The organism is Prevotella multiformis DSM 16608 (genome assembly GCF_000191065.1).
Taxonomy (GTDB): domain Bacteria; phylum Bacteroidota; class Bacteroidia; order Bacteroidales; family Bacteroidaceae; genus Prevotella; species Prevotella multiformis.
Window position 1 is genome coordinate 825,592 of sequence record NZ_GL872283.1, and the last position, 12,186, is coordinate 837,777.

General features: G+C 52.8%; 9 protein-coding genes. 7 read left to right on the forward strand and 2 right to left on the reverse strand.

Annotation, left to right across the window (positions count from 1 at the left end; genetic code table 11):
- Positions 1-85 precede the first annotated feature (85 nt).
- Both HMPREF9141_RS08640 and HMPREF9141_RS08645 read right to left on the reverse strand, forming a co-directional pair.
- Positions 86-778 carry a DUF4974 domain-containing protein gene (locus HMPREF9141_RS08640; RefSeq protein WP_007368312.1) on the reverse strand — a complete coding sequence of 231 codons (693 nt, stop codon included), beginning with the start codon at positions 776-778 and terminating at the stop codon, positions 86-88.
- The gene (locus tag HMPREF9141_RS08645; RefSeq protein ID WP_007368313.1) at positions 775-1,269 is read right to left on the reverse strand and encodes a sigma-70 family RNA polymerase sigma factor; all 495 of its coding nucleotides are present in this window, start codon (positions 1,267-1,269) and stop codon (positions 775-777) included. Before HMPREF9141_RS08645 ends, HMPREF9141_RS08640 begins: the two co-directional genes overlap by 4 nt.
- A 907-nt stretch (positions 1,270-2,176) precedes the next feature.
- On the opposite strand from HMPREF9141_RS08645, the gene bamK reads away from it, so the two are divergent.
- The 7 genes from bamK (at position 2,177) to HMPREF9141_RS08680 (ending at position 12,071) form a co-directional block, all read left to right on the forward strand.
- Positions 2,177-2,815 (forward strand): BamK family beta-barrel-assembly machinery protein, encoded by a 639-nt coding sequence (gene bamK / locus HMPREF9141_RS08650; protein WP_007368315.1) that lies wholly within the window; start codon positions 2,177-2,179, stop codon positions 2,813-2,815.
- A 91-nt stretch (positions 2,816-2,906) separates the two neighbouring features.
- Positions 2,907-4,298, forward strand: a complete 1,392-nt coding sequence (gene glmM / locus HMPREF9141_RS08655; RefSeq protein ID WP_007368316.1) for a phosphoglucosamine mutase — start codon at positions 2,907-2,909, stop codon at positions 4,296-4,298.
- Between the two features lie 355 nt (positions 4,299-4,653).
- Positions 4,654-6,684, forward strand: a complete 2,031-nt coding sequence (locus HMPREF9141_RS12455; protein ID WP_007368318.1) for a plasmid pRiA4b ORF-3 family protein — start codon at positions 4,654-4,656, stop codon at positions 6,682-6,684.
- A gap of 140 nt (positions 6,685-6,824) precedes the next feature.
- Complete coding sequence (locus HMPREF9141_RS08665; RefSeq protein WP_257009593.1) at positions 6,825-8,204, forward strand: hypothetical protein; 1,380 nt, start codon at positions 6,825-6,827, stop codon at positions 8,202-8,204.
- 394 nt (positions 8,205-8,598) lie between these two features.
- A complete protein-coding gene (rlmN, locus tag HMPREF9141_RS08670; RefSeq protein WP_007368321.1) occupies positions 8,599-9,651 on the forward strand; it encodes a dual-specificity RNA methyltransferase RlmN in 1,053 nt (350 codons plus the stop codon).
- 83 nt (positions 9,652-9,734) lie between these two features.
- Complete coding sequence (locus tag HMPREF9141_RS08675) at positions 9,735-10,868, forward strand: PdxA family dehydrogenase (protein WP_007368322.1); 1,134 nt, start codon at positions 9,735-9,737, stop codon at positions 10,866-10,868.
- A 201-nt stretch (positions 10,869-11,069) separates the two neighbouring features.
- Positions 11,070-12,071 carry a lysylphosphatidylglycerol synthase transmembrane domain-containing protein gene (locus HMPREF9141_RS08680; RefSeq protein WP_007368323.1) on the forward strand — a complete coding sequence of 334 codons (1,002 nt, stop codon included), beginning with the start codon at positions 11,070-11,072 and terminating at the stop codon, positions 12,069-12,071.
- Positions 12,072-12,186: the final 115 nt, after the last annotated feature.

Sequence of the window (12,186 nt, forward strand, 5' to 3'; positions counted from 1 at the left end):
ATTGTATTGTCGGGTGATGCGCTGGGCTGATGCTCCGCACATCATGGTGAGGAGCACGAGCGTTGTTAATAACCTTTTCATAGCTTCATTCTATTGTCAGGGTGTTGTCGGAATAGGTAAGGTTCACACGGTCAAAGGCATTCAGCAGTTCAATGTTCTGCTGGAGAGATGCCTGCTTGTCCCATTTGAAGAAAAGCCGCACATGGGCTGCGCCCAGGTTCAGTACCTTCACCTCTGCATGATAGTACTGTGCTATCGTCTCGACGATGGTCTTCAGTGATACATTCTCAAATACGACCGGCTGCACGGGGATGCTGTCCTTCTGTGGAAGAAGCGTGCGTGTAAGGCTGTCAATGACTGCTTTACGTTGTTCCCGTACCTGTTTTAATGAGTCGGCTACGGTTGTCTGCTGTATCTGCGGCTGCGGGCTGGCTGGCTGCTTGTTGCCGAAGAAGGGCAGAATGCCCAGCTGTACGGTCGCTGCAAAGGCTAGTCCTGACGCAAAGACGACGCCTGCGACAGATGCTGCAATCTTCATTCTGCTGCGCTGCCGTGGTACGGGATGCCGGGTGGAGAAGCGTTCCCACTCATCCTCCACGTCCACTTCTCCGGCCTCGTTGCGCATCATGGCGCGTTTGGTCATGGCCAGTTCCTGTGCGAAAGCACGGATTTCCTCGTCGGCAAGCAGTGCTTCTATCTGCCTGTCGGTGTATTTTTCGGGATGTTCCTGCATGTCAAGGAACTGCATCCGCTTTTCTTCTGATAGCTTGTTGTTCATTGTCCTGCTTGGTTAAGTTGTTTCTTGATACTGTTGATAGCCTCTGAAAGATGATGGTAGACGGTCACCCGGCTCACGTCCAGTTCGTCGGCGATGCGCTGGAAGGGCAGTCCCTGCAGATGGCGCAGCCGGAGAATCTGTCGGCGGACAGGCGGTTCGAGGTTCTCGATCATCTGCATCAGCCGGTCGAGCAGTTCGTTGTCCTGTTCAGAAAGGACGGTTTCCGCATCTGCCAGAAGCAGCTTCGCCGTCCGTTCCCGTATGTCCTTATGCGCAATGATGTTCAGACAACGGTTGCGGACAGCCCTCACGAGGTAGCCTTCTTCCGTCCCGGGCAGCAGGACGATCTGCTCGCTCAGCACGTGGGCGAAAACGTCACTCACCACGTCCCTGCACTCGTCACAGTCGTAGAGAATGCTCCTTGCCACCCGGTACATCGGCTGGTAATAACGCTTGAAGAGCCTTTCTATGTCAGTCTTTTCATGTTTCATACACAATCCTTACAGTTCAGCAACTGAAAATGTAAAGCAGAACTATGTTTTTTTTTGCATCAGACTGCAAAGATAATCACTTTGCGGTAATTAACGTCCTCTGCCGATGCCGTTTCTCCTGTTCATGGGGGTAAATAAGCAGGTAAGGTGCTTTTGTTCCCGAACGGTATGGATTTCGCCTGTTTGTCATGCTGTTGCCCATCCGCTGCAGGATGCTGTCCTGTGTGCCCGCACCTTCCAGTCTGCCTTCTGTAGGACTTGGAGTGCCCCGAGGCTGTGGCCTTTTGGGATGTGCTGAAAATCGTGTGCCGGCCTGCCGGATTCATGAATGCAGTCAGCTTTTTGTCCCTTTGTCCGTATGCGAACATCTTCGGCCTTCTCTTTATTCCCAGATCATCGGTGTTTGTAAACTGTTTTCATGTACCTTAAAGCAACACATGTCCTTTTAGCTTCTAAAAGAGGCCTGATTGACCTGCAACTGGTGCTCTTTTAGCGTGTTACCAACGCCCTTTTGGAGTCCAATCAGGCACCTTTTACAAACGACCTGACAACTGATTGGTTTACTGCTGGTTGCAGACTTGCTTTTTTGCACGTCATTTTATGTTTGCAGATGATCTGTTTGAAATTATGTAATGTTTTTTCAAAACCCTGTCTATCTTTTCAACGTATTAAAATGAAAAGGGCTTTGTGTCGGAGGATGATGATAAAATGGACAGCTGACGGTCCTGGCCATGTTTTTTGTAGAATGACTCACTTCGGTTCTTCCGTTGAAGCTATACGAAAAGCATTCACGCATTGAACGGAAGAACCGTTTTCAGTGCTTTCCTTAATATATTTTCTGATTTCTAATTTCAGCTTTCTAAATACTTTTCTTACCTTTGCACGGCATATTTAAACGAAGAAACGAATGAAGAAGATAACTTTTCTCCTTGTTGTTGTGGCGGCGGTGCTGGCCTTCAGTGCATGCAGTCATTCCGAAACCTATGCCGACCAGCTGGAGCGCGAAAATGAGGCCATTCATGCTTTTATCGTCAAAAAGGGCATCAATGTCATCAGTGAAGACCAGTTTGCCAAGCAGGGGAATACGACCGACGTGACGAAGAACCAGTACGTGCACTTCTCCAGTACCGGTGTGTACATGCAGATCGTGGAGAGGGGTACGGGCAATCCCATCAGGAAAGGGGAGACGGCAACGGTTCTCTGCCGTTTCACAGAGCGCAACCTCATCCGGGACACGCTGCAGCTGTCCAATCAGTTCCTTGTTTTCGGCCCGAAGGTAGACAAGATGTCGGTTACGAACACGAGCGGTACTTATACGGCTTCCTTCGACCCGTCCTCCAGTGTGATGTACGATGCCTACAAGAGCACGTCTGTGCCCAACGGCTGGCTGGCCCCGATGACCTATATCGGGTTGGGCAGACTGGTTTCGGCTACATCGAAGCTGGCGCACGTGCGGCTCATTGTTCCCTCGCAGCAGGGACAGATCAATGCCTCGCAGGCTGTCTATCCCTGTTTTTACGACCTTACGTTCCAGAGGGGACTCTGATGGAAAGGCGGAAAGTAAAAAAGTAAAACGGTGAAAAGTAAAAGGGTAAAACGGTAAAAATGGGATGATACCCTCATAATATATTTGGAGTATGACACTTATCAAATCAATTTCCGGCATCCGTGGCACTATCGGAGGTCGTGCGGGCGATACGCTGAACCCGCTGGATATTGTTAAATTCACTTCGGCATACGCTATGTTCATTGCCCGCAGACATCCGGGGAAGAAACTGAAGATCGTCGTCGGCCGCGATGCACGTATCTCAGGCCCGATGGTCAAGAACGTGGTATGCGGAACGCTGATGGGTATCGGGGCCGATGTGGTGAACATCGGACTGGCCACGACTCCGACAACCGAGCTGGCGGTGCGCATGAGCGGTGCGGACGGTGGCATCATCATCACCGCTTCGCATAATCCCCGCCACTGGAACGCCCTGAAACTTCTGAACGAGGAGGGCGAGTTCCTGACGGCTGCCGACGGTGCAGAGGTGCTCGACATCGCGGCTCGTGAAGACTTTGAATATGCGGATGTAGACGGACTGGGCAGCTATACGGACGATGATTCGTTTGACGGACGGCATATAGAAGAGGTGATGAACCTTGAGCTGCTCGACCTTGAAGCCATCCGCAAGCGCAGGTTCCGTGTCGTCGTAGACTCCATCAACTCGGTCGGCGGCGTCATCCTCCCCAAGCTCCTCGACCGGCTGGGTGTCGAGTACAAGTTCCTCAATGGAGAACCTACGGGCGACTTCGCCCACAATCCGGAGCCTGTCGAGAAGAACCTCACGGGCATCATGGATGAGGTCGCAAAGGGCGGCTACGATCTGGGGATCGTTGTCGATCCGGATGTGGACCGTCTGGCATTCATCCAGGAAGACGGAAAGATGTACGGCGAGGAATATACGCTCGTCACGGTGGCTGACTATATTCTCGACCACGTGAAAGGCAGTACCGTAAGCAATCTCTCTTCCACCCGTGCCCTGCGTGACGTGACCGAGAAACACGGCTGCAAGTATTATGCCTCTGCGGTCGGCGAGGTGAACGTGACCACGAAGATGAAAGAAGTGGGAGCGGTCATCGGAGGAGAAGGCAATGGCGGGGTCATCTATCCGGAGAGCCATTACGGACGGGATGCTCTCGTCGGTATCGCCCTCTTCCTCAGTTCTCTGGCACAGAAAGGCCTCAAGGCAAGCGAACTGCGCAGGACTTTCCCTGCATATTTCATCGCCAAGAACCGCATCGACCTCACGCCGGAGACTGATGTCGATGCCATTCTCAAGCGGGTGAAAGAACTCTACGGACAGGAGAAGGACGTGCAGGTGACGGACATTGACGGTGTGAAACTCGACTTCCCCGATGCCTGGGTGCATCTCCGCAAGTCGAATACCGAGCCGATCATCCGTGTCTACAGCGAGGCCGATACGATGGAAGCCGCTGACGCACTGGGCAAGAAGCTCATGCAGGTAGTTTACGATATGCAGTAAATACACCTTATTATATGTAACAGGAAGAAGGATAGGTCATCGGGGATCGTCTGCGCAGGTCGCTCTGGCCTGTCCTTCTTCCTTTTTCCGTGCCGGTGAAGACGGCCGCCTTGTCCTTGCCTTCATGCCGTCAAGACGGCTTTCCGGCGAATGGTCTGCAGGATGATCGTGCCCGGATCTGTCAGGATGATGCACCGGGCGTCCGGCCATCTTTGCAGTACTGTCCACCCTTCCCGACTGATCCTAATCGGGTAGGGAATCTTTGCTTTTTTGTTCGGGAAGCGGTTATAATTGAGAAAAAGAGCTATATTTGTAGTCAAAGACAGTAACAGTCAGTCTAATCAACCTTTTGTGTATGGCAAAGGAAACCTTTTTAGAGCAGCTGGAAAAACTCGGTGATTTCTTGGAGGAGCATGGTGCAGAGCTTGTCAACCGCGGAGTCCTCTCACGCAAGAGAAGCAAGGAACTCGACCAGCATATCATGGATTATTTCACGGCCGACAGTGCCGATGATGTCTTCTGCACCAGTATGTGCAGGTCTGAAATCTTTTACCTGCTGGATAAGATCGAGAAGAAGATCGGTAAACGATCAGAGACCTCTCCCGGCCTGATGAATGACAAGCTGACAGGTCAATTCTACCGTCTGGTTGTGGAGACCCTGAGCATGGATATTATGGACGGACAGGAGGAGGATAGCGGTGAGGATGTCCTGCCTGATTTTGACAGCCTGATCCATCAGATAGCAGAGAGCATGAAAGGCGAGAAGCTGACGGATGATGAAAAGGAGCGGCTTGGGGCGGCCTTTGCCGATCCGGAGACACTGTCCCAATGGATGAGCGATTTCTCCATGGAGCATTATCACTATCATTGTCCTGACTATGCGGGCTTCCTGCAGGACGGGGAGGTTGACACGCCGCTTTCCGGTCTCCTGCCGCATCAGCTGGCGGAGACGGAGAACTTTGATTACGACCGCCTCGTCAGCAGTCTGGAAGACTGGCAGCACGAAAAGACCGCAGCCCAGCTGACGAGACTTGTCTATTCCCACCTCAAAGCATGGCAGGATGACCCTTGTCCGGACACTGACGGACTGCTGCTGACACTGGCACTCATCGAGCATTTTCAGGTTTCGGAATGTCTGCCCGCAGTCTTGGAGATGCTCCGTCAGGACTATGATTTCATGCAGATGTATTTTGGAGATATTTGCCTGGAAGATGTCCCGGCAGCCGTATTGAGCAATATTGTGGAGGCGGACCAGCTGCCTGTACTGCTCGATTTCATGAAAGAACCGGGGCTGCTGCCCGAGAGTAAGTCGCAGGTGGCTCTTGCCGTCGGCCAGCTTCCCAAACGTGACGGAAGAATGCTGCTGCAGGTACAGCGGTGGCTCGCCGACGTGCTGAACTACTATTATCCGAAAGGGGAAGATTCCGACCTCTTTGACGGCATCGTGCTTGATAAGCTGTTCTATTGCTGTATCCATGCGCGTGCCGTGGCATTGGAGCCGCTGATCGCCAAGTTCTATTCTGCTTACATGATACCCCCTTCCATGGTCGTAGACGGAATGGACGGAGTGAAGGAAGACATACGGGACGGTGAATTGGGAACACTGGAGGACGAGAGCGGGGAGCGCATGATTCTGGATGTCCTGTCGTACGGAGATGACGATTCCGATGCCTGTCGGAATCCGGACGGCGAGGATGAACTGGACGATGAGGACTGGGACGGCGGACCTTTCGATCTTTCCGATTATGACTTTCAGGATTATGAAGGCTGGGCGGAGAACCCTGCGGCTGTCTATATGCCGTCCGTCGACGTGAAGAAGTACACGCTCCGCATCAAACTTGACCACATCAGGCCTGCCATCTGGCGCAAGATAGAGGTGCCGTCAAACATCACACTCGCTTCCCTTGCCTCGGTCATACTGCTGTCGATGGGATGGTGTGAGACTCATCTGCACCAGTTCGTTGCAAAGCGAGGGAAAGCGGTTGATTTGTATGTCACATCTATCCATAATCCGAAAGGTTTTCAGGCTGTAGCGGGCAGATACCATGACGGTGGGAGAGTCACGGTGGGAGAGATCCTGAAGAAGGTGAAAGACAAGGTTACCTTCGAGTACGATTATGGTGACGGATGGGAACATACGGTTACACTTACAGGGATTGCGGATTATGCCGGATCGGAGAAACAGGTGACACTCCTTGACGGCAAGCGTGCCTGTCCGCCTGAAGACTGTGGGGGCGTGTGGGGCTATCAGGAAATCTGCGAGCTCATGAAAGACCCTGCTTCGCAGGATGCGAGGGAACGGTTGGAATGGCTGGGGTACCGTTTCGACCCGGAACGTTTCCAGCTGGAGAAGGCACAGCGTGCTGTCAGGGGGTGCAACCGGTAACGGTCTGCGGGACGTGTCCGGCCGGTCATGAATCTCCGCCTATAACAATTTATAAAGGAAAAGATGCCAAAAAAGAAGAAAGCAGGAAAAATCAGCAGCGGTTCCTCTCGCCCGAGAAATATCTCCGGACGAAAGCCAGAATGCTGCAGAAAGGACAGTGCTACCGTTCTTCCAGTCTGTTTGAGGCGGGAGAAGGATATGTCATCGTCACAAGGAAGCATATGGGAGGAAAGATCAGCTTTGCAGTTTATCTTATAGATACCTATTGTGTCGGAGTGAAAGGGTCTTTTTACAGGCTGAGGGTTGAAGAGGATGAGTTTGAGGACTTCCTGGACCGTGCTTCAGAGGGAGATGGCCTCATAGAATGCAGCTATGAAGAAGCGCACAACATTGTCTACGGTGCTGTCGAGTTTGCCGGTGAGGCTGATATAGAACCCGACAAGAGCTTTGCACTCTCGAGGTATATGCTGGAAGAAGACACGGAAGATGTTCCGCTCATCGAGTACCGGTTCGGCAAAGACGGCAGGCATTTCCTCGTTGCCTCCAGCGGGTTTGAAGCCAGCAGGTATCTGCCGAAGCTGAAGAAAACTTACGGAACAGATTTCAAGTATATTACGCCTTGTACAAACTTCGGTGTAGGCGACAGCGACTATAAGAAAAGCCCGACCTACGGTCTTGAGACAAAATATACTTATACGCCCCCGCGATACGCCGAAGCCTGGAATGTGCATAACAGATGGCTTGTCGAGGAACTGAGCAAGCCGGAGAATTCCATGTGGTTGGAAGACAGATTGATTGACCGTATTCTCGCCTTGCCAGAGGAGGAACTCCGTGCTGATTTAGAAGCCATCATCCGTTATGTCATGACGATAACAAGTGAAGGCAAGATACCGGAAGGTTTTGATGACGGGAGGTATAACGGAATACTCGCCTCTGCCATCATCCTGTTAGGTGAGGTGGGCAACAATGAGAGCAGTCTCGACCTGATGCTGGAATGCTGCAGGCAGTCGGAAGGTTTCTATGACTATCATTTCGGTGACTGTGCCAATGAAATCATAGTCCCGACATTGTATAAACTGGTGACACCGGACAAGTTCGCCAAGCTGCTTGAGTTCATGAAAGAGCCCGGGCTTTATTCCATGTTCAAGTGTTGCGTGAGTTGTACGATGGCACTGCTCGCCCGTAGGAGACCCGAGCAGCGACAAGCCTGTCTGGAATGGTTCGGCAGTCTTGTCACCTTTGCAACGGAAACACTTCCTAAGGTGCAGTATATTGATGGAAGTCTGGCAGGATTTATAACCGCGGATGTCGTCAGTCTGCATACGGAAGCATTACTGCCTGGGTTAAAGGCGATGTATGCTACAGGGTGTGTAGACCAGAAGATCTGTGGAGGGATTGACGAGGTGGAATACCTCATCCTCCATAAAAAGGATAAGGATGAATTTATGTCTTCCCGTTTTGAGATCCATGAACGCTTTGCCGACATGAAAGCCCGATCCGGGAACACATTATGTTTTTGACACAGAGAAGGGAAGCCGGCTGGGTTTCCCTTTTTTCAGGCTGATACTAAAGATTTCCCTCCAAAAGGAAGTCCCTTTCCTCATCCGACCTGCTTGTCATCCGTGCATTTTATCTGGTTTGCAGCACTTCGCTTTTCAGGCGGGCAGCTTCGCTTTCTTCTTGAAAGAGCATAACAGGACGGGTGCGACTGAAAGGGAAAGCAGATTGTGCCGTATAAAAGCAAAGGCACAAAGAGTTGACAATGTTCACATGGACAGAAGTCCGATGACAAAAGTTCAATGTGGATTTTCAGGGTCTGCCTTTCATGATTCCGGTCTTCATAAAAAGAAAGCAAAGCACGTATATTAGCATTTTTTTTGTTATCTTTGCAGCAGCAAAACATTGGGAACAAGCATGGAAACTGCAAAAAAGAATCTGTTGGGAATGACACTCGGCGAATTGAAAGAGGTCGCAAAGTCGCTCGGCATGCCGGCTTTCACCGGCGGACAGATAGCCAAATGGCTCTATACGCAGCACGTCAGGTCTATTGACGAGATGACGAATATTTCAAAGGCGAACCGTGAGAAGCTGGCGGCAGCGTATGCTGTCGGCTGCAAAGACCCGACCGATGCGCAGTATTCCAAGGACGGTACCGTCAAATACCTTTTCCCAACGGAGAGCGGGAAGTTCGTCGAGACGGTGTATATCCCCGAAGACGACCGTGCCACCCTGTGTGTTTCCTCACAGGTGGGATGCAAGATGAACTGCCTTTTCTGCCAGACAGGCAAGCAGGGTTTTGAGGGCAGCCTTACGGCAACGGACATCCTCAATCAGGTTTATTCGCTCCCTGAACGCGACAAGCTGACGAACATCGTCTTCATGGGGCAGGGTGAACCGATGGATAACCTGGACAATGTATTGCGTGCGACGGAGATACTGACCGCCGGTTTCGGTTATGGATGGTCTCCGAAGCGTATCACGGTGAGCAGCGTGGGAGTTAAAGGAAAGCTGAAACGGTTTCTCGAGGAGAGCGACTGCCATGTAGCCATCAGCATGCACTCACCGCTCCATGAACAGCGTTCAGAACTGATGCCGGCAGAAAGGGGGATGTCTATCGAGAGCATCGTCGGTCTGCTGGCCAATTATGATTTCTCCCACCAGCGGCGCCTGTCGTTTGAATACATTGTCTTCAAGGGCGTTAACGACTCGGAAGCCCATGCAAAGGCCATCGTGCGCCTGCTCAAAGGACTGGACTGCCGCATCAACCTCATCCGGTTTCATCCGATTCCTAATACTCCATTGCAGGGCGTTGACGACCGGAAAATGGAGGAGTTCCGGAACTATCTGACACAGCATGGCGTCTTTACGACTATCCGTGCCAGCCGGGGGCAGGACATCTTTGCGGCCTGCGGTCTGCTTTCTACGGCAAAGGAGAAAGAAGAACGGAAGGGAAACGTAAAAGAGTAAAAAGGGTGAAAAGATGAAAAGGCAAGACTGTAAACTTTGAAGCGTAAGTAGGAAAAGAACATAACCATACAAGATATAGAGATATGAACGAAAATAAAAAAGTCCGTGTAGCCATAACGCACGGAGATACGAACGGCATCGGCTATGAGTTGATATTCAAGACCTTCGCCGAACCGGAGATGCTGGAACTCTGCACCCCCATCGTCTACGGTTCGCCGAAGGTCGCCGCTTATCACCGAAATGCGCTGGGGATAGAGGCCAATTTCACCATTATCAAGGATGCGAAGGAAGCACAGGAGGGACGGCTCAACCTGCTTCCTGTGTTCGACGACGAGATCAAGGTGGAACTGGGCATTGCCTCTGAAGAGTCGGGAGCAGCCGGCCTCCGTGCTGTCGACCGGGCTTTGGACGACTACCGGCAGGGCTTGTTTGATGTGCTGGTGACCGCTCCCATCGACAACAACGAGCAGTTCCACTTCAGCGGGCAGAGCCGGTATATCGAGGATCATCTTGAGACGGAAGGGCAGGGCTTGTCCGTCCTCGTCGACGACGGGCTGCGTGTAGCACTCGCCACCCGTAATCTCCCGTTGCGGCAGGTGGCGGAGTCGATCACCAAGGAGCGTATCGTCAGCAATGCCACCACGCTCTTCCAGAGCCTGCGCCGCGACTTCCGCCTATCCAATCCGCGCATTGCCGTACTCGGCCTGAATCCCAAGGCTGGCGACAACGGACTGCTGGGCTCTGAGGAACAGGAACTTATTTCGCCGGCAATCGCCGAGCTTGTCGAAAAAGGCATCCAGGCTTTCGGACCTTATCCGGCAGACACGTTCTTCGGCTGCAGCCACGCCGAACAGTTCGACGGCATTCTCGCCATGTATTATGAACAGGGACTGTCCCCCTTCCGTACGCTCTCCGCATGCCGGGGCATCAACTATACGGCAGGACTGCCCCTTGTCCGCACTTCAGCAGAAATACCCGACAGTCTTCCGCTGGCAGGCAAGGGCGTTGCCGACGAGCTTCCCTTCCGCCATGCCGTCTACCTCGCCATTGACATCTTCCGCAACCGTGCCGAATACGATGAGCCCATGGGGAATCCGCTGCCGAAGCTTTACAAGGAGAAGCGGGATGAGAGCGACAAGGTGCGTTTCGCCATCCCGCGCAAACGTGATGACCGCACACCGCACAGTACACACCGCAATCCGAAGGAGGCGCACTGATACCGGATGCCCAGGAAGTGATGGAGTCCGTGGGCTGCAGCGGCATCTTGACTGAAGGCACGGCTTCGGGCAGGCCGGCTCTCCCGGCGTTGTGCAGGCAGAGAGACCATGCCGGCGGGGGCTCCGAGGTCTTTCTTCTGTGCCAGGACGGATGTCCGCCCCCGTGAGCGTCTTGCTTGATTTCTTCGTCAGGAACTGTTTATGGAAAAGAAGTATCAGAACATCTTCTTCGTCTTCGGCCTGGTCGTCCTTGTCATCATGGTGACACAGCTCGACTTCGCCGATGTGTGGCACAATCTGCAGCATGCCGGCTACTGGTTTCTTGCTGTGGTTGTCCTGTGGGCGTTGCTGTACCTCTTCAATACGTCGGCCTGGCTGACGATCATCCGCAGTCAGACCGTCGACCCGGCGGAACGGCGACGCGTTTCGTTCCTTTGGCTTTACAAGGTTACGGTGTCAGGGTTCGCACTCAATTATGCGACGCCGGGCGGACTGATGGGCGGCGAGCCTTACCGTATCATGGAGCTGACGCCGAAAATCGGGGCAGAGCGTGCCACGTCATCCGTTGTTCTCTATGCCATGACCCACATCTTCAGTCATTTCTGGTTCTGGCTTCTCTCCCTGTTCCTGTATCTCTTCACACAGCCTGTCAGTCTCTTCATGGGTGCGATGCTCACGCTGGCCGGCGTGTTCTGCGTGTCTGCCATCTGGTTCTTTCTCACGGGCTACAGGAAAGGGCTGGCGGTACGTGTGATGAATCTTGTACGTCATCTTCCTTTCATAAAGAGGTGGGCGGGGCCGTTTGTCGCGGGTCACAAGGACGAGCTTGACAAGATAGACAGGCAGATCGCCTCGCTCCACAACCAGAATCCCCGCACGTTCCTTACCGTCGTGTTGCTCGAACTCTCCTGCCGGATCTGCAGTGCATTGGAGATTTTCTTCATCCTTCTGGTTCTACTTCCGTCTGTCAATTACCTTGACTGTATTCTCATCCTTGCTTTCACATCCCTTTTTGCCAATATGCTCTTCTTCATGCCCCTGCAGTTGGGTGGCCGTGAGGGAGGCTTCCTCATGTCGGTCACCGGTCTGGGACTTTCCGCCAGTGCCGGTGTCTTCGTAGCCCTTCTTGTCCGCATCCGTGAACTCATCTGGACGGCTGTCGGTCTGCTGCTGATCAAGCTGGAGCGGAACAGATCCTTTTAAGCCGGGTCTTGTTCGCCGGCAGCTTCCGGTGCCGTCTTCTGCTGTGCAGGTGCGTACGGGACGGCCGCTGCCCTTCTTCCTCTTGAAGCGCATGGGACGAGGCAGCCGTCAGGAG

Coding starts and splice junctions, on each gene's coding strand:
- HMPREF9141_RS08640 (WP_007368312.1), bottom strand. CDS start 778: ATGAACAACAAGCTATCAGAAGAAAAGCGGATGCAGTTCCTTGACATG.
- HMPREF9141_RS08645 (WP_007368313.1), bottom strand. CDS start 1,269: ATGAAACATGAAAAGACTGACATAGAAAGGCTCTTCAAGCGTTATTAC.
- bamK (WP_007368315.1), top strand. CDS start 2,177: ATGAAGAAGATAACTTTTCTCCTTGTTGTTGTGGCGGCGGTGCTGGCC.
- glmM (WP_007368316.1), top strand. CDS start 2,907: ATGACACTTATCAAATCAATTTCCGGCATCCGTGGCACTATCGGAGGT.
- HMPREF9141_RS12455 (WP_007368318.1), top strand. CDS start 4,654: ATGGCAAAGGAAACCTTTTTAGAGCAGCTGGAAAAACTCGGTGATTTC.
- HMPREF9141_RS08665 (WP_257009593.1), top strand. CDS start 6,825: ATGCTGCAGAAAGGACAGTGCTACCGTTCTTCCAGTCTGTTTGAGGCG.
- rlmN (WP_007368321.1), top strand. CDS start 8,599: ATGGAAACTGCAAAAAAGAATCTGTTGGGAATGACACTCGGCGAATTG.
- HMPREF9141_RS08675 (WP_007368322.1), top strand. CDS start 9,735: ATGAACGAAAATAAAAAAGTCCGTGTAGCCATAACGCACGGAGATACG.
- HMPREF9141_RS08680 (WP_007368323.1), top strand. CDS start 11,070: ATGGAAAAGAAGTATCAGAACATCTTCTTCGTCTTCGGCCTGGTCGTC.